Below are 17,138 nucleotides of genomic sequence, written 5' to 3'. Positions count from 1 at the left end.
GAGACAAAGGCCCCGTAAAATCCGGTGCGGGCCAGTTCGCCCAGGGCCAGAGGATTGGCTATGTTGCAAAACGGGCCGGCCCAGAAATCGACGCCTTTGGCGTCCTTGGGGAAAAGCGCCGTCTGCCAGGGTGCGCCAAGGACAAAGCGCTTGCCGCCGCGCGAGACGATGGCGGCAATGAGGCTTACGAACTCGCTTTCCTCATCCGGCCAGATGACCGGCGGCAGCCACCACCACACCGTGGCGGCCCGGCCAAGGGGCAGGTTGTGGGCCCGGTTGGTGGAGACCCAGACGCCAAAGGGGCCGTTTTCCTTGCGCACATCAGGGTGCCGCCACACGGAAAGCGACAGCGGTTCGATGCGGGCCGGCTTGGCCGGCTTGGGCAGTCGGGCGACAAATTCCGAAGGCTTGGCTTCCCGGGGAGTCACCTTGGACACGGCTGATTCCAGGGGGCCGATCTTGGCCATGAGCGCCGGGTCGCGGCGGTCGATCAAAAAGACCGGAATGCCGGATTCCGGGCGGGTCTCGTTTTCAAAGGTCATGGTCAGCCGGCCGCCCTTGGGCACGGTGCGCGACACCTTGACGATGCGGTGCCCCGGCTCGTCCTCGAACCCGACCCGGAGCAGATCGCCGGGCATAAGGGCCACCCGGGTGGACAGGTTCCACTGGCCGAACTTGATGCCCCGGGAGAGCTTGCCGGCGGGCAGGCCCGAGCCGGTGCGCTCCTTGGTGTCGATGGGATTTTTGGGGCGCTGGGGCAGGAAGTTGTAGTTGGTGCCCGGCCGGCCAAGGGCCTGTTCCAGGAAACCTACGGCCATCTTCTTGGCGGTGGGGTCGTCGGCGGCGTCGCGCAAAAGTTTGTAGGCGGCCACGGTATGGTAGACGTAGTGCGGCCCTTTCTTGCGGCCCTCGATCTTCCAGGCGGTGATCTTCGGGATGGTCAGAAGCGCCTTGGTCAGGACGTCGAGGCTTAAATCCTGGCAGGAGAAGTAGCGGCCCTTCTGGCCCCGGTGGTCGTAGATGCGCCGGCAGGGCTGGACGCAGCGGCCGCGAAGGCCGGATTTGCCGCCAAGGTAGCTGCTCCAGTAGCACCGCCCCGAGACGTTAAAGCACAGGGCCCCGTGGACAAAGGCCTCCAGGGTCAGGCTCTCGGGCGCGGCTTCGGCCATTTCGCGCATCTCGTCCACGGACAACTCGCGCGGCAGGACCACCCGGCAGATGGAATACTGCTCCAGGGTGGAAAGGCCGGTCGGGCTGCTGACGTTGGCCAGGGTGGAGAGGTGCAGTTCGCCCTTGTAACCGGCCTGCCGGGCCACGGCGGCCACGCCGAGGTCCTGGACGATGAGCGCATCGGGGCCGACGTCGTCGGCCAGGCGGGCGATGAGCCGTCCGGCCTTGTCGGCCTCGTCGGGCTTCAGCAGGGTGTTTATGGCCACGTAGGTGCGCACGTTTCTGGCGCGGGCCACTTCGGCCAGGGCAGCCAGCTCCGAGGTGGAGAAGTTGCGGGCCAGCATCCGGGCGGAAAAATGTTTGAGGCCGCAGTACACGGCGTCGGCACCGGCAGCCACGGCCGCCATAAAGGAATAGGGATCGCCCGCTGGGGCTAGGATTTCAGGCTTTTTCGCCTCGGTCATGGGAGTCTCGTGGTGAAGGGATTAGCGGCAGGGAACGCCGTGAGGCGAAGACCATAACTGAAATCAGGGCGAGAGGGAATTGTTTTTTTTGGATCGGAAGTCCCTGCCTCGTTGCCGGTTCTGTTCAGTATCCGACGGTGAAGCGTTGGCGCACATGAGCTGGCCTCTCGATTTCATCAACGAGGGCTATGGCATAGTCCTCAAACGAAATGCTGGAGCCGGCTTCGCTTGTCAGGAGCTGCTCTGTGCCGAGGCGGAATTTGCCCGTGCGCTTCCCCGGCGCAAACATGGCGGAGGGCGACAAGAACGTCCAATCAAGGTCGTTGACCATTTTGAGAAGGTTTAAAAACGCAAGGCCGCCGGAGGCTTCGGCCTTGTAGGCGGCCGGGAAGTCGGGCTGGTCGATGAGCCGTTGTCCTGGGGCGACTTCCAGACTGCCTGCGCCTCCGACGACGACGTAACGTTTGACGCCTGCAATGCGTACGGCATCGATCAGTTTTTGGGGATCACTGGCCGTGAAGTGAACGGCACTGACCACGGCATCATGCCCGCGAAGCAGGGCAGCGAGGCCGTCCTTGTCGAGAACATCCCCCTTGACGGCGGTCACGCCCGGCAGCGTTGCGATTTTGTCGGGGTTGCGGGCAATGCCCGTCACCTGATGTCCCCGATCGGAGAGTTCCTTGAGGATGCGGGAACCGGCATTGCCGGAAGCGCCGATGAGAGCGACTTTTGCCATGGCTTTATCTCCTCGGTTTCAATTTGCGGCAAACTGTACCTTTGGAACCAGTTTATAGGACAGGCTGGGTCTTGGCGCAAGAAGGCTTCGTTGCGTGATTTGAAGACAACCGGGGAGCGTGGAACGATCCCGCCGATGTGAAGGAACTTGTTCGCTCGCTGTTCTTGCCGGATGCTTCCCGTGACGGGCCGGCCTGTGGCGATTTGGAGCCGGCCGTATTCCTTGCCAAACTCGTTACCATATTGCATCGGTTCGGTTTTGGTGCCATGGGTTGCGGATACGTTTTTTCCGGGAGGGTTGGCCGTGAAACTGGTCACCGAGCAGATGGAGCAGTTTTTGTCGGGCGGAGCCTGGATTCGCCAGATTTTTGAACAGGGACTGGAGCTTAAAAAGCAGTACGGCGAAGACGCCGTGTGCGACTTCTCCCTTGGCAACCCCGATCTGCCGCCGCCGGCGGTGGTGGGCGAGTGTCTGGCCGATCTGGCCCAGCAGGCGGACCGGCCCTTTGCCTTCGGCTACATGCCCAATCCCGGCTATCCGGCCGTGCGTGCCGCCCTGGCCGGCCATCTGACCCAGGAGCAGGGCATTGCCATAGCGGCCGATGATCTGCTTTTAACCTGCGGCGCGGCCGGCGGTATCAACGTCTTTTTTCGGGCGGTCCTCACCCCGGGCGACGAAGTCATCTGCCCCATCCCCTATTTCGTTGAATACGGCTTTTACGCCGGCAACTACGGCGGCGTTCTCAAACCCGTGCCCACCAAGGCCGATTTCGATCTCGACGTCGTGGCCATAGAGGCGGCCATCACCCCGCGCACCCGGGTGGTGCTCATCAATTCGCCCAACAACCCCACCGGGCAGGTCTACAGCCTCGAGACCTTGCGGGAACTGGCCTCCATGCTGACCCGCGTCTCGGCCGGCCGGGAACGGCCCATTTATCTCCTGGCCGACGAACCCTACCGTTTCCTGGCCTACGACGGGCTTGACGTGCCGTCGGTGCTGCCGCTGTATCCGTACTCGCTGGTCATCGGCTCGTTTTCCAAAAATCTGTCCCTGCCGGGCGAGCGCGTGGGCTATGTGGTGGTGTCGCCGCTCCTGGAAGGCCGGGGACAGCTGGTTGCGGCCATGGTCATTGCCAACCGCATCCTGGGCTTTGTCAACGCCCCGGCCGTGGGCCAGGCGCTGTTGCTGCGCGCCCTTGGCCAGGAAGTGGACCGCACGATCTATGCCCGTCGCCGGGAGGCCATGGCCGGGGTGCTGACCCGGGCCGGCTATGAGTTTGTCATGCCGCGCGGGGCGTTTTATTTCTTTCCCAAATCGCCCGATGCCGACGAGCTGGTCTTTCTCAAACGCCTGACCGCCGAGCGGGTCCTGGCCGTGCCGGGCCGCGGCTTCGGGATGCCGGGCTATTTCCGGCTGGCCTTTTGTGTGGACGAGACCGTCATCAACCGGGCCGAAGCCGGCTTTGCCAAGGCGCTTCGGGGCTAGGCAGCGGTTTGCAAGGGGAGCGGGGCGCTCCCCTTTTTTTTGTCAGCCCCGGATCGGGATTGGAGCGCAGCCGGTCGCATTGACATTGACCGGGGGCAGGGTAGGGTTGCCGATGGTCAATGTGTCTTCCTATCTGGTGCGCGAAGGGTGCAGCCAGATGCCCTGGCTCGGCGCACTCCTTGAAGCCTACGCCATTCTCGATGCCGGCATCGCCCGGGCGGTGGCGGCTGACACCCGGCAACCGGCCTGCCGCGCCGGCTGCCATGCCTGCTGCCTCCAGCCCATTCCGGTCTCGAGCCTGGAAGTCCAGGGCCTGCGCTGGTTCGCCCTGACCCATCTGTCCGCCCGCCCGGCCCGGTTGGTGGGGGCGGCCCTGCTGCTTCCGCCAGCCGAGCCAGGGTTGGCCTGCCCGTTTCTTGTGGACGGGGCCTGTTCGGTCTATGCCCTGCGGCCGATGGCCTGTCGGGAATATATCGTCTTTGGCCGCCCGTGCCAGCCGGGAGAGCGCCCCGAGGAGAGCCGGCCCGGAGACATACTGGCTCTGCCCGAGGCGGCGCAGCGTCGGGCCTTTGCCACGCTTTTGCCGCACTACGGCGTTGCCGGTCCGGAGGCTACCGTTGCAGCCCTTCGCGACCTCATGGTGCTCAAAGACACCCGGATCCTGCGCGGCCATGACTGGTCCGGCCTGGCCACGGCCCTGGCCTGCAAATAACCGTTGACAGACGGGGACCGGGAGCTTAGTGCGGGGCATCTTTAACGCTTGGCTTCGTTTTTGTCCCTGTCTCCGAGGATCTTCGCTTTGCAAGCTCCCGACGACTTCAAGAATGAGCCGCAACAGTCTGGAGCTTTACGCAGATGTCCAAGAAACTCTATGTCGGCAATCTCCCCTTTTCCACCAATGAAGACGAACTGCGCGATCTGTTCGCCGCTTACGGCGAAGTCACCTCGGTGAAGCTCATCGAGGATCGCGAGACCGGCCGTCTGCGTGGATTCGGTTTTGTGGAGATGGCCGCCGACGGCGCCGATGCCGCCATGCAGGGCTTAAACGGCAAGGCCTTCGGTGGCCGCGACCTGCGGGTCAACGAGGCCGAGGAGCGCCAGCCGCGTTCTGGCGGCTTCGGCGGCGACCGCCCCGGCCGCAACAACTGGTAGTCCCCGGACCACCGGTTCCGAATCAGACCCCATGGCCCCGTCCGACCGCCGGACGGGGCTTTTTTTTCCGCTGATCCGGCCGGGTGGCCAGGCCGGCCCCTTGACGTGTGGACGCCGTGCGGTTATCAAGTCAAACTTTGCCCTTTACCGAGGTTCGCCAGGATCATGTTCGACAACCTAACTGACAGACTCGAAGACGTCTTCCGCAAGATCAGGGGGCAGACCCGCCTGACCGAGGAGAATGTCCAGATCGCCCTGCGCGAAGTGCGTCTGGCCCTGCTTGAGGCCGACGTCAACTTCAAGGTGGTCAAGGACTTCGTCGAACGTGTTCGCGAACGCGCCTCCGGCCAGGATGTCCTGAAAAGCCTCACCCCGGGGCAGCAGGTGGTCAAGATCGTCCACGAGGAACTCATCGAGATCCTCGGCGGACAGGCCACCGACCTCGATCTTTCCGGCAACCCGGCCGTCATCATGGTCGTGGGCCTGCAAGGCTCGGGCAAGACCACCACCTGCGCCAAGCTGGCGCTCAAGCTTCGCCGCGAGTTCAAACGCAAGCCCTATCTGGTCCCGGCCGACGTCTACCGTCCCGCCGCCATCGACCAGCTCCACAAGCTCGCCACCCAACTCGACATCGAAGCCTATCCGTCCACCCCGGACCAGAACCCGGTGGACATCTGCCGTGCCGCCCTGGCCGAGGCCAAGCGCACCGGGCATGATGTGGTGCTGCTCGATACCGCCGGCCGGCTGCATATCGACGAGACGCTCATGGACGAGCTGGCGGCCATCAAGGCCGATTGCCAGCCGGGAGAAATTTTGTTCGTGGCCGACGCCATGACCGGCCAGGACGCCGTCACCGTGGCTGCCGCCTTCAACGAACGCCTGAGCATCACCGGCGTCGTCCTGACCAAGATGGACGGCGACGCCCGTGGCGGCGCGGCCCTGTCCGTGCGCCAGGTGACGGGCAAGCCCATCAAGCTCGTGGGCACGGGTGAAAAAGTCTCCGACCTGGAGCTTTTCTATCCCGACCGGGCGGCCTCGCGCATCCTCGGCATGGGCGACATTCTCACCCTGATCGAGAAGGCCCAGACCGACGTCAACGCCGAAGAAGCGGCGGAGATGGAGCGCAAGCTGCGAAAGGCCCAGTTCACCCTGGAAGACTTCCGCACCCAGATGCGCCGCATCAAGAAGCTCGGTTCCCTGGAAGGGCTTTTAAAGCTCATTCCGGGCATGTCCCAGGTCAGAAAGCAGCTGGGCGAAGTCCAGATGCCGGAGAAGGAGATGGCCCGGGTCGAGGCCATCATCAACTCCATGACCAAGGCCGAGCGGGAGACGCCCAAGCTCATCAACACCAGCCGTCGGGAGCGCATCGCCAAGGGCTCCGGCACCACGGTCCTGGAAGTGAGCCAGCTGCTTAAAAATTTCACCCAGATGCAGAAGATGATGCAGCGCATGATGGGCGGCAAGGGTATGCCGTCCATGCCCAAGATGCCGCCGGGCATGAAGATGCCCGGCATGCCCCCCGGCATGGGGGGAATGCCCGGCATGGGCGGTATGGGTGGAATGCCCGGAATGCCGGGGATGCCCCCCGGAATGGGCGGCATGGGCGGCGCGCCCGGCACGCCGAGCAAGGCCGCCGTGGAAAGCGCCCGGGCTGCGGCCAAGAAGAAGAAAGAACAACGGAAAAAACGGAAAAAACGCTAGCCTTTCAGGTTTGCGGGCTTCCACAACAGTAATCGTCCACCAGATACAAAGGGAGAGACACTATGGCTATGAGACTGCGCCTGACCCGCATGGGTTCGAAAAAGCGCCCGTTTTACCGCATTGTTGCCATGAATTCCGAGACCCGCCGCGATGGCCGCGCCCTGGAATACCTTGGCTATTACAACCCCATGGTTGACCCGGCCGAGATAAAAGTGGATGGTGAAAAAGTACGGGCTTGGCTGGCGCTCGGTGCCAAGCCCACGGACACCGTGCGCGCCCTGCTCCAGAAAGCAGGCGTCTAGGCACATCCGGCAGCAGATCGCCCCGGCAGTCGATCCGGGCCGGCAGCCGCGACGCCGCCTCCCCCGGCAGGGTCGGGGGATACGCGGAATCGGAGGCGGAAGTCCTTCGCTTGCTCTTACGATTACCCTCAGGAGGTGCGTATGTTGAAGGACTTGATCGAGTATGTGGCGAAATCGTTGGTGGATAATCCGGACCAGGTGCATGTGTCGGAGATAGAAGGCGAGCAGACCTCGGTCATCGAACTCAAGGTGGCCAAGGAAGATCTCGGCAAAGTCATCGGCAAGCAGGGGCGTACCGCCCGGGCCATGCGCACCATCCTCGGCGCGGCGTCGACCAAGGCCCGCAAACGTTCCGTCCTGGAAATCCTCGAATAAAGGCCGGCCGGCGCGAACGGCCCGCGCTCGAACCAAGGCACACAGGTCCATGGCCGCAAGCAAATACATCATCGTGGGGGGCATTGCGCGCCCCCACGGTATCCGAGGGGAACTCATCGTGGACAGCCACGCCGATTCCCCGACCTACTTCGCCCGTGGTTCGACCCTGCGCCTGTCGCCGCCGTCGGACCCCGGGCGCGGCAGGGATTACGTCGTGCGCGCCTCCCGCCTGCACCAGGATCGCTTCCTCATCACCCTCGATGGAATGAATGACCGCAACGCCGCTGAAACCCTGCGGGGTCTGGCTGTCTGCGTGCCCGTGGAACAACTCGTTCCCCCGGCTCCGGACGAAGTCTACCTCAAGGATCTCGTCGGCCTGCGCGTGCGTCTGGCAACCGCTGCCCCGACCGACCCCGATATCGGCGTCATCGAGGACGTCCGCGATTACGGCGGTCCGGAAATCTGGGTCATCCGCGACCCCAATGGCCGCGAAATCCTGTTCCCCGCTGCCGACGAATTCGTCCCGGACATCGACCTCGATGCCGGCGTGGTGCTGATCGATCCGCCCCCGGGGCTGCTCGACCTCTACCTCGTGGACGAATAAACCGGGGCACTGGCAGGGCGCTGCCCTGCACCTGCCGGGGCGCTGCCCCGGACCCCGCCAGGGCGCTGCCCTGGACCCGCCGGGGGGATGATCCCCCCGGACCCCCAGGCATGGGTGGGGTGGGGTGGGACTCTGCGACGGGGGCGGCTGGCGATGCCCGCTGCGGGCTGGGTGCGACGCGGACGGCCGGATCGTGTCAGATAGGACAATCATGCATTTTACCGTGTTGACCATCTTCCCGGAATTCTTCGATTCCTTCCTCTCCTGCGGGCTTATGGCCAAGGCGGTGGAGGCGGGCGTCGTGGCCGTGGACCGGGTCAACCCGCGCGATTTCGCCACCGACCGGCACAACACCGTGGACGACCGGCCCTACGGCGGCGGTCCGGGCATGGTCATGGGCCTGCCCACCATGGTCGGGGCGTTGCGAAACCTGCCCCGGCCGGGAAAGATCCTCATGCTGTCCCCGGCCGGCGCGCCGCTCACCCAGCGCATGGCGGCCGAATTGGCCGGCGAAGAGGCGCTGACGCTTCTGTGCGGGCGCTACGAAGGCATCGATGCCCGCATCTTCGACCTTTTTGACGTGACCCCGGTGTCGGTCGGCGATTTCGTCCTTTCCGGCGGGGAATCCGCCGCCGCCTGCCTCATGGAGGCGGTGGCCCGCCTTGTCCCCGGCTTCATGGGCAAGGACGCCTCGGCCGACGAGGAGAGCTTTTCCGCCGGGCTGCTCGAATATCCGCACTATACCCGTCCGGAGGTCTTTGAGGGCCTGCCCGTGCCGCCGGTGCTCCTGGGTGGCAACCATGCGGGCATCGCGGCTTGGCGGCGGCAGCGTTCCCTGGAGACCACCTTCGCCCGCCGGCCGGACCTCTTTGACACCACGCCGCTCACCCCGGACGATGCCGCTTTTTTGCGGGCCACCCCGCGAAAAAGGCCCGGACGCAACCTCCACCTGGGGTTGGTGCACGGGCCGGTGTTGCTCAAAGACGGGTCTGTGGGCACGGTGTCTTTGACAAACCTCGACGTACACGATATAGCGCGCGTTTCCCGTACCTACGGACTGGGCGGGTTTGAAGTGGTGTCCCCGCTTCGAGACCAGCTCGTTCTGGCCGGACGCATCGTGGACCATTGGCGCACCGGGCCGGGCTCGCGCTCCAACCCGGATCGGGCCGAGGCCCTGTCCCTGGTTCGGCTCCATGAGACCCTGGACGCGGCCCTGGCCGCTGTTTCAGATGATCACGGCCAACCGGCCGCCCTGGTCGCCACCAGCGCCAAGGGACCGGCCACGCTGTCCTTTGCGGCGGCGCGGGAATTGATAGCGACGCGGGCCACCCTGGTCGTCCTTGGCACCGGCCACGGACTGGCCGAGGAAGTACTGGCCCGGGCCGACGGAGTTTTGCCGGCGATCCGGCCGTTTTCGGACTACAACCATCTTTCGGTGCGGGCCGCGGCCGGCATCCTCACCGACAGGCTGCTTGGCGATGCCATGTAGGCGCGCGGGCTGCGACAACGACATTCCAAGGCCAAAGGACGCAGACGTCCGGCGGCTTTATCCGAGGAGAAAGCGTTATGAACGTGATCGAGAAGCTTGAACGCGAGCAGTTGCGTATGGACATGCCGGCGTTTCGTCCCGGCGACACCATCAAGGTGCATCTGCGCATCATCGAGGGTGAAAAAGAGCGCATCCAGGTCTTCCAGGGTGCCGTGCTGCGGCTGCGCAAGGGTGGCGTCGATTCCACCTTCACCGTGCGCAAGGTGTCCGACGGCGTCGGCGTCGAGCGCGTGTTCCCCATGCACTCGCCGTTTATCGAGCGCGTGGAAGTGGTTTCCCAGGGCAAGGTCCGTCGCAGCCGCCTGTACTACCTGCGGGCCCTTCGCGGCAAGGCTGCCCGTATCAAGACCAAGACTGCCTGGGATTAGGTCGCGGCCTTTCGCCGTGGGCCTCGCCCGGTTTTTCTTCTGGCCGTGGCCTGTCCGTTGTCCGTTATGGACCCGGACAGGCGCGGCTTTTCCTGCTTGGAGACGGCTGACCCATGCCTGACGCGCAACTGATCGCCGGCGTGGACGAAGCCGGCCGGGGCTGTCTGGCCGGACCCGTGGTCGCCGGGGCGGTCATCCTGCCCCCGGACTACACGCTGCCCGGTCTGACCGATTCCAAGAAACTGACCGCCGCCCGTCGAAACGTCCTGGCCGCCGCCATCAAGACCCAGGCCGTCGCCTGGGCCGTGGCCATGGTCTGGCCCGGGGAAATCGACCGCATCAATATTTTGCAGGCCACCTTCGCCGCCATGGCCAAGGCCCTGGCCCATCTGCGCCACACCCCGTCCGTGGCCCGCATCGACGGCAATAAGACCATCCCCCTGGCCCGCCTGGGCCCTCTCGCCGGTCGCATCGAACAGGAAGCCATCATCGGCGGCGACCTGACCATCCCGGCCATCTCCGCCGCCTCCATCCTGGCCAAGACCGCCCGTGACCGCCTCCTTGACGTCTACGGCCGCCGCTACCCCGGTTACGGTTTCGCCGCCCACAAAGGCTACGGCGTGGCCGTCCACCTCGCCGCCCTGCGCAGCCTGGGGCCGTGCCCCATCCACCGCCTGACCTTCCGGGGCGTGCTGCCCGACACCTCCCCCCGACAACTCGGCCTGCCCGGGGTGTAGGGGTTATGGTGGGGAGAGGCGGAAAGAAGGCAGAAGAGTGCCTCCGGCGGCCAAAGGGCAGTGCCCTTTGGAAACCCACCAGTGGGGGAGGGGGGTGGGGCCAGGGGCGCGCACAGGCGCGACAGTCTTCTTCGTTTGTCGTTTGTGGGGTCAGACCGGGGCATTGCTCCCAGGGTGGGCGCTAGTCGTGTGCGCCAAACATCTGGATTTCGGCCGGGAGGGCGAGGCCTGCGCCGAGGCGCTCCTTGCGGCCAAGGGCTATGTTGTCGTGGCCCGCAATTTTACGACCCGGGGTGGTGAAGTGGATATCGTCTGCCGCGACGGCGATACCCTGGTCTTTGTCGAGGTCAAGGCCCGCCGGGCCGGGAGTCTGGCCCGGCCGGACGAGGCCGTCACCCCGGCCAAGCGGCGAAAGCTGGTGCGGGCGGCGTCGGTCTATTTATCCGAAATGAATCTGTGGGACCGGCCCTGCCGGTTCGATGTGGTGGCCGTCGTCAGCTCTGGCGGGCGTCTGACGGCCACTCACCTGGCGGATGCGTTTTCGCTGGAGGACGCGGGCCTGGATTCCGGGCTGTATCAGCCCTGGTAGGCGGCGGGTCCGGGCGGCCTAGTCTTCTTCGTCAACTTCGGTGTCCTGCCCGTCGTCCGGCAGGGAGAAGGCATTGGCGGCTTCGAGGATGCGGGTTTCGAGGTAGTCGACCGCCTCGTCATCGCCGGAGTCGAGGTCGAAGCAGTAGCCGTCCTGGGAGAGCAGTCCCCCGGGGATGAGGTCGCCGCGTTCTTCGGGGTCGGTGATGGTGTCGGCGTAAAAGCACACGGACAGGAAGCGTTCGCCGTCAAGGGTGGCCACGTCGACCATGGCGATGACGGGCCGGCCGCGATGGGGTTCGGCGCGCAGGCTGTAGCTGGCCGGCGGCCTGGGGATGAAGTTGACGGTGGCTCCTTGGAGGCCTTCGAGAACGGTTTTGAGGCGCAGGAAGGCTTTTTTGACCCCGTTTTGGTCATCGGTCCAGGATTCGATGAAGGCAGCAAGTTCGGTCATGGCGGATCTCCTAAAGGTAGAACAGCACGAGCAGATAGCTTGATAGCCCGATCAGGGAAAAAATAAAATCGCTTCTTTTCATGGATTCCTCGAAAAAAGTTGTTGCCAAGCCCGTCGGGTTTGGATAATTACCGTGTCTCGCCGCCGCCGAGGTAGCTCAGTCGGTAGAGCAGGGGACTGAAAATCCCCGTGTCGGGAGTTCAATTCTCTCCCTCGGCACCATAGAAATCAAAGGCTTGCAGTTTAACCACTGTAGGCCTTTTTTCTTTTGGTCCATTGTGTCCCGTCCTGGTTCCGCTGTTGCAAGGCATGGTGCTCGACGCCTTGTGAACCTAGCCCATGCGCATAGGGAAGGGAAGGGCGGTGCATTGGAGGCGCTTGGAAGCGCTCAACCAAAATGAGAAATCCTTTCAGGCAACAGGAGAAGGACCAAGCCGCCATCTTGGCCTTCTGGCCTTTATTCCTCGACCTTCCCCGCTGAACGCATTGTCTGCCATCATTGTCCGTCCAGACACCCACCTGACAACGGGAGGCGTGATGCCGTTGGTGCGGACGTCCCGTTCGGGCTGGACAGGCGGGCGGAAGAGACCTCCGGTTTCCGTCCGGAGAGCCCGTACTGATCGCTTTGGCGAGACGGGGCTGCTCCATTTTTAACGGCCATCATAAGCGGGGAGCGGTGTGCCCTTCTGACGGCATGATAGTAGTCTTAAAGTATTGAAGAAATTATCGTCAAATATTGATGTAGATACTATGCATTGACTTTGAGGCGGTCATGCGGCTTTATGGGGAGGTGAGATAAAGTTTGTGCATTAATAATCAGCAGGAGGGAACGTTGCCATGCGATTGCTTCGGAGAATTTTCATCTGTCTGGGATCTTTGTCAATTTTGGTGTTTTCATTTGTCTGTTTTGCCGCTGATGATAGCATTCTAACTTTTATACCTGCTCTTGTTAAAGCTCAAACGTCTACGGACCCAATTGGTACATACAATGGGTCTGGAGTGGTTACATTCGGTGGTTGCGCTTGCCGCATAACAAATGCGACAGTAGTTGTCGGAAATGGGCCAATAGCCGATACATATACAGTTTCATATAGTGGTCTTAATACAACTGATTGCGTTGCAAATTATGGACAATGTAGTTGGAGTGACACAGGTTCAAATTTGCCTGCGGCAATGAAGAATAAGGAACTTGTTTTTGGAAGTGCATCAAAAGGGAGCTATGATTCTCAGGGGGTGACTTATACCTACAAGACATCTACGACTGGATTCCTTGATCTTTCCAATAGCATTCCAGTTTTTACAAAAAATTCTGCTCATCAAGTGACAGGGCCACCTGACAATGCCTACAATGCGCTTGTAAGGCTAACCCTGCAAAAAGCATCCTAGACAGGTACGCTTCTAGTCCTGACAGTCCTGATAGCGACCGCCAGGGGTATTTCATTGAGTATTCTTGGCAGGTGTCGCTGGCACCTCTCTTGGTTGCCGGCGGGAACGCAAGTGGACGGACCTGCCCTCCAGCCCCATCGGGGGGAGGGCAGGGAGAGCCCGTTTCGGCAGAGGCGGAGTGTCGGGCTGTTGCCGGAAAGAGTCCCCACCACGTCTCATGCCTGGACCGGGCCCGGTTTCAAAATTACGGCCGGGGAGCTCTTTGACATGTCCCCGCCAGCCCGGCGAAGCATCGTGTTGGCACAGGCCCCTGTGGTGGTGCCAATTGTGCCGGGAGACGGACAATCATTTTTCCAGTCGGCTATCATCCCAATATTGAAAAATGAGCTCTCGTGGCAACCGGCTGTCCAGACCCGCGTTTGTCCACCCAGGAGCCGAAAATAACGTCTGGATTCTTGCCATGGCCTTCTGGCTCCAGTAGTACTCAGGGCAAAATCAGGCGTGCGGCAGGCAGCCGGTGCGCCCCGTTTGGAAAGGAGTACCGCCAATGCCATACCGCACGGAGAGCGACAGCCTGGGCAATGTCCAGGTGCCTTCGGACAAGCTTTGGGGCGCGCAGACCCAGCGTTCGCTGGAGCACTTCAGCATCGGCGACGACCTGATGCCGCGCGAGATGATCACGGCTTATGCCGTACTGAAAAAAGGCTCGGCCCAGGCCAACCTGTCCCTGGGGCGTCTATCCGCCGAAATCGCGCCCATGATTGAGGGCGTTTGCGACGAAATCCTGGCCCACCAACACGACGACATGTTCCCGCTGCACGTCTGGATGACCGGCAGCGGCACCCAGTTCAACATGAACGTCAACGAGGTCATTTCCAACCGCTGCTGCCAGTTGGCCGGGACGGCTCTTGGCTCCAAGTCCCCGGTGCATCCCAACGACCACGTGAACATGTCCCAGTCCTCCAACGACAATTTCCCGACAGCCATGTGCATCGCCGCGGCCGTGGGTGTTTCGGGCCGGCTTGTCCCGGCCGTGAAGTCCCTGCGCGACGGGCTGGCGGCCAAGGTCGAGGCCTGGAAGGACATTGTGAAGATCGGGCGCACCCACATGCAGGACGCCACGCCCCTGACGCTTGGGCAGGAGTTTTCCGGCTATGTGGGCCTTTTGGACGATAACCTGGAGCGTCTGGACGAAGCCCTGCGCGGGGCCTGCCGGCTGGCCCTGGGCGGCACGGCCGTTGGCACCGGCATCAATGCCCCGCCGGGCTTTGCCGCAGCCGCCGTGGCCCGGATTGCGGCCCTGGCCGGGCTGCCCTTCGTTTGTGCGCCCAACACATTCACCGTGCAGGGGTCCCACGACGCGCTGGTGTACCTGTCCGGAGCACTGAAGACCCTGGCTGTGTCGCTTTACAAGATCGCCAACGACATCCGGCTCCTGTCCTGCGGACCGCGCGCCGGGTTCTATGAGCTGATCATCCCCGCCAACGAGCCGGGTTCGTCCATCATGCCCGGCAAGGTCAACCCCACCCAGTGCGAGGCCATGACCATGGCCGCCGTGCAGGTGATGGCGGCGGACGTGGCCGTGGGCTTTGGCGGTGCGGGCGGCTATCTGGAAATGAACGTCTACAAGCCGCTCATTATTTTCAACGTCATGAAGTCCATCCGGGTCCTGTCGGACTGCATGGACAACTTCAGGAAGTATCTGGTGGACGGGATGCAGCCCAATACCCGGCGCATCGGCGAGTTTGTCGGGCGCTCGCTCATGCTGGTCACGGCGCTCTCGCCGGTCATCGGCTACGACAAGGCCTCGCAGATCGCCCATCACGCCCTGGAGCACGATCTGACCCTGCGCGAGGCGGCTTTGGATCTAAAGTTCGTCAGCGTCGAGGAGTTTGACCGGATTGTGGTGCCGTCGCAGATGACGCACCCCTTTGTGGCCAGGGAACACTGACGGCTTCCCCGGCCGGCCGCCGCGCAGTTTGGCGGCAGGCGCAAGGGAACCAGCGCCAGCCCGGCAGCCCTGCCCGAGTGTGGGCAATGAAGAGACTACTTTGCGGAAGGAGCCCTTATGGAATCATGCCCCAAGCGCGGCAAGGAACTGCTTTGCGACCCGGCAGCCAATAAATCCACGGCCTTTAGCGAAGCGGAGAAACAGGCCCAGGGCCTGATCGGCCTTGTGCCTGACGTGGTGGAGACGCTCGATACCCAGCTTTCCCGCGTGCTCATGCAGCTTGGGCACAAGGCCACCGATCTCGACCGGTACATCTACCTGCTCAATCTCCTCGACCATAACGAGACGCTTTTTTACAAGACCATCATGTCCGATCCGGCCCGCTTCCTGCCCATTGTCTATGACCCGACCATTGGCGAGGCCTGCCTGAAGTTTGGGCATATCTACCGCCAGCCGCGGGGCCTGTACCTGTCGATGGAGCGGCGCGGCCAGGTGCGCGAGGTGCTTCGCAACTGGCCGGTTGAGGATGTGCGCTTTATCTGCGTCACCGATGGCGGGCGCATCCTGGGCCTTGGCGATCTGGGGGCCAACGGCATGGGCATTCCCATCGGCAAGCTCCAGCTCTACACCGCTGCGGCCGGCGTGCCGCCGGCCGGCATGTTGCCCATGTATCTCGACGCCGGGACCAACAACGAATCGCTCCTCAATGATCCGCTGTATCTGGGGATGCGCCGGCCGCGTCCCAAGACCGAAGAGCTTTTTTCGTTTGTGGATGAGTTCGTGGCCGCCGTGCAGGAGGTATTCCCGGACTGCTGCATCCATTTCGAGGACTGGACCGGCGCGGATGCCATCCATCTGCTTGAGCGCTACCGCGACCAGTGCTGCTGCTACAACGACGACGTGCAGGGCACGGCCGGCATCACCCTGGCCGGCATGATCAACGTCTGCAAGGTCAAGGGCACCAAGCTCAAAGACGAGTCCTATCTGTTTTTGGGAGCCGGTTCCGCCGGCATTGGCCTGAGCAACCTGCTGTGTTCGGCCCTGGTGGAAGAGGGGCTTACACGCGAGCAGGCCCAGGCGCGCATCCACATGTTTGACGTAAACGGCCTGCTGGAATCCTCGCGCACCGATCTGGCCGACTTCCAGCGGCCTTACGCCCATCCCCATGCGCCCATGAAACTGCAGGAATTCGCCAAGGCCGTTGAAGTCTTCAAGCCCACCACCATCATCGGCGTCAGCACCACGGGCGGGGCCTTTGACAAGACCGTGGTGGAGGCCATGTGCCGGGTCAACGACCGTCCGGTCATCCTGGCCCTGTCCAACCCGACGGAGAAGGCCGAATGCACGGCCGAGCAGGCCTATACCTGGAGCAACGGCAAGGCGCTTTATGCGGCGGGGGTGCAGTTTGCGCCGGTAATCTGCGGCGGCAAGACCTTCCTGCCCGGGCAGGCCAACAACTTCTACATCTTCCCGGCAGTCGGCATGGCCATCTATGCCACCCGGGCCAAACGCGTGACCGACCAGATGTTTATCGAGGCGGCCCGGGGCGTGGCCGATCAGGTTTCGGCGGCGCAGCTGGAGCAGGGACTGCTCTACCCGCTGCAGGCGAACATCCTGGAGACGGAACTCAAGACCGCCGCCCGGGTGGCCGCCTTGGTGTTCGACTCCGGGCTGGCCGGCGTTCCCCGTCCCCAGGACATTGAAGCGTTCATCCGCTCCCTCGTCTACACGCCGCAGTATGCGTGATTGCGGCTAAGTTCCCGGCCGGCGTCCCTGGGCTCCGGCCGGGGACGCCGGCCGGGGGGAAAACCGGCCCTGGCCTGGCTTTGCCTCGGAATAAGCAGCACGCGCCCGGGGGGGGCCAGACGAAGCCGGACCGGGCCGGACCGGGGAAGCCGGGGCGGGTACAAATTTTTGCCCGGTCCTGGCGCTCTTTCCCGAAGCGGTACAGGATTCTGTACGCTTACAAGGTGGGGATAACGGGTGGCCGGGGAGGTGCTCCAGGTTCATCATGCTGTATTTTAACAATAAAAATCAAGTTCAGGTCTGGTCTGAACTTTGGCACGACTCCTGCTTTATAGAAAATACCTTCCTTTGAATGAACATTTTCGAAAAA

Annotated in this window: 17 protein-coding genes and 1 tRNA gene; 15 read left to right on the top strand and 3 right to left on the bottom strand. The window is 63.1% G+C overall.

Annotation, left to right across the window (positions count from 1 at the left end):
- Both DVDV_RS17930 and DVDV_RS17925 read right to left on the bottom strand, forming a co-directional pair.
- The coding region (locus DVDV_RS17930) for a peptidase U32 family protein (RefSeq protein ID WP_075355986.1) at positions 1–1,634 on the bottom strand (1,634 nt) is incomplete at its 3' end.
- Positions 1,635–1,758: 124 nt separating this feature from the next.
- Positions 1,759–2,370: an NAD(P)-dependent oxidoreductase gene (locus DVDV_RS17925; RefSeq protein WP_075355985.1), complete on the bottom strand. Its 612-nt coding sequence runs from the start codon at positions 2,368–2,370 to the stop codon at positions 1,759–1,761.
- Positions 2,371–2,673: 303 nt separating this feature from the next.
- Here DVDV_RS17925 and DVDV_RS17920 point away from each other — a divergent pair, with 303 nt between their 5' ends.
- The 11 genes from DVDV_RS17920 to DVDV_RS17870 all read left to right on the top strand — a co-directional run bounded on the left by DVDV_RS17920 (position 2,674) and on the right by DVDV_RS17870 (position 11,232).
- Positions 2,674–3,855 (top strand): pyridoxal phosphate-dependent aminotransferase, encoded by a 1,182-nt coding sequence (locus DVDV_RS17920; RefSeq protein ID WP_075355984.1) that lies wholly within the window; start codon positions 2,674–2,676, stop codon positions 3,853–3,855.
- A 112-nt stretch (positions 3,856–3,967) separates the two neighbouring features.
- Complete coding sequence (locus tag DVDV_RS17915; protein ID WP_075355983.1) at positions 3,968–4,567, top strand: YkgJ family cysteine cluster protein; 600 nt, start codon at positions 3,968–3,970, stop codon at positions 4,565–4,567.
- Between the two features lie 143 nt (positions 4,568–4,710).
- Positions 4,711–5,007, top strand: a complete 297-nt coding sequence (locus DVDV_RS17910) for an RNA-binding protein (protein ID WP_075355982.1) — start codon at positions 4,711–4,713, stop codon at positions 5,005–5,007.
- 165 nt (positions 5,008–5,172) lie between these two features.
- On the top strand, positions 5,173–6,708 hold the full coding sequence (gene ffh, locus DVDV_RS17905; RefSeq protein ID WP_075355981.1) for a signal recognition particle protein: 1,536 nt from the start codon (positions 5,173–5,175) through the stop codon (positions 6,706–6,708).
- Positions 6,709–6,770: 62 nt separating this feature from the next.
- Entirely contained in the window at positions 6,771–7,010 is a 240-nt protein-coding gene (gene rpsP / locus DVDV_RS17900; RefSeq protein ID WP_075355980.1) for a 30S ribosomal protein S16, read from the top strand.
- Between the two features lie 141 nt (positions 7,011–7,151).
- Positions 7,152–7,385, top strand: coding sequence for a KH domain-containing protein (locus tag DVDV_RS17895; RefSeq protein WP_006922264.1), 234 nt, complete (start codon positions 7,152–7,154; stop codon positions 7,383–7,385).
- Between the two features lie 49 nt (positions 7,386–7,434).
- Complete coding sequence (gene rimM / locus DVDV_RS17890; protein ID WP_075355979.1) at positions 7,435–7,989, top strand: ribosome maturation factor RimM; 555 nt, start codon at positions 7,435–7,437, stop codon at positions 7,987–7,989.
- A gap of 211 nt (positions 7,990–8,200) precedes the next feature.
- Positions 8,201–9,478 (top strand): tRNA (guanosine(37)-N1)-methyltransferase TrmD, encoded by a 1,278-nt coding sequence (trmD, locus tag DVDV_RS17885; protein WP_075355978.1) that lies wholly within the window; start codon positions 8,201–8,203, stop codon positions 9,476–9,478.
- A gap of 77 nt (positions 9,479–9,555) precedes the next feature.
- Positions 9,556–9,906, top strand: coding sequence for a 50S ribosomal protein L19 (gene rplS, locus DVDV_RS17880; protein WP_043639672.1), 351 nt, complete (start codon positions 9,556–9,558; stop codon positions 9,904–9,906).
- A gap of 113 nt (positions 9,907–10,019) precedes the next feature.
- On the top strand, positions 10,020–10,643 hold the full coding sequence (locus DVDV_RS17875; protein WP_075355977.1) for a ribonuclease HII: 624 nt from the start codon (positions 10,020–10,022) through the stop codon (positions 10,641–10,643).
- Between the two features lie 187 nt (positions 10,644–10,830).
- A complete protein-coding gene (locus DVDV_RS17870) occupies positions 10,831–11,232 on the top strand; it encodes a YraN family protein (protein ID WP_075355976.1) in 402 nt (133 codons plus the stop codon).
- Between the two features lie 18 nt (positions 11,233–11,250).
- On the opposite strand, the gene DVDV_RS17865 is transcribed toward DVDV_RS17870, so the two are convergent.
- On the bottom strand, positions 11,251–11,685 hold the full coding sequence (locus DVDV_RS17865; protein WP_075355975.1) for a hypothetical protein: 435 nt from the start codon (positions 11,683–11,685) through the stop codon (positions 11,251–11,253).
- A gap of 146 nt (positions 11,686–11,831) precedes the next feature.
- Here DVDV_RS17865 and DVDV_RS17860 point away from each other — a divergent pair.
- The 4 genes from DVDV_RS17860 to DVDV_RS17850 all read left to right on the top strand — a co-directional run bounded on the left by DVDV_RS17860 (position 11,832) and on the right by DVDV_RS17850 (position 16,768).
- Positions 11,832–11,907: transfer RNA gene (locus DVDV_RS17860), tRNA-Phe, on the top strand.
- A gap of 615 nt (positions 11,908–12,522) precedes the next feature.
- On the top strand, positions 12,523–13,071 hold the full coding sequence (locus DVDV_RS22460) for a hypothetical protein (RefSeq protein ID WP_139311662.1): 549 nt from the start codon (positions 12,523–12,525) through the stop codon (positions 13,069–13,071).
- A gap of 547 nt (positions 13,072–13,618) precedes the next feature.
- Complete coding sequence (gene fumC / locus DVDV_RS17855) at positions 13,619–15,022, top strand: class II fumarate hydratase (RefSeq protein ID WP_075355974.1); 1,404 nt, start codon at positions 13,619–13,621, stop codon at positions 15,020–15,022.
- A gap of 117 nt (positions 15,023–15,139) precedes the next feature.
- A complete protein-coding gene (locus DVDV_RS17850) occupies positions 15,140–16,768 on the top strand; it encodes an NAD-dependent malic enzyme (protein ID WP_075355973.1) in 1,629 nt (542 codons plus the stop codon).
- The last annotated feature ends 370 nt before the right edge of the window (positions 16,769–17,138 follow it).

The organism is Desulfovibrio sp. DV (genome assembly GCF_001936595.1).
GTDB lineage: Bacteria > Desulfobacterota > Desulfovibrionia > Desulfovibrionales > Desulfovibrionaceae > Solidesulfovibrio.
Note: the sequence above shows the minus strand (reverse complement) of the source record. Positions and strands in the feature narration are given on the sequence as shown.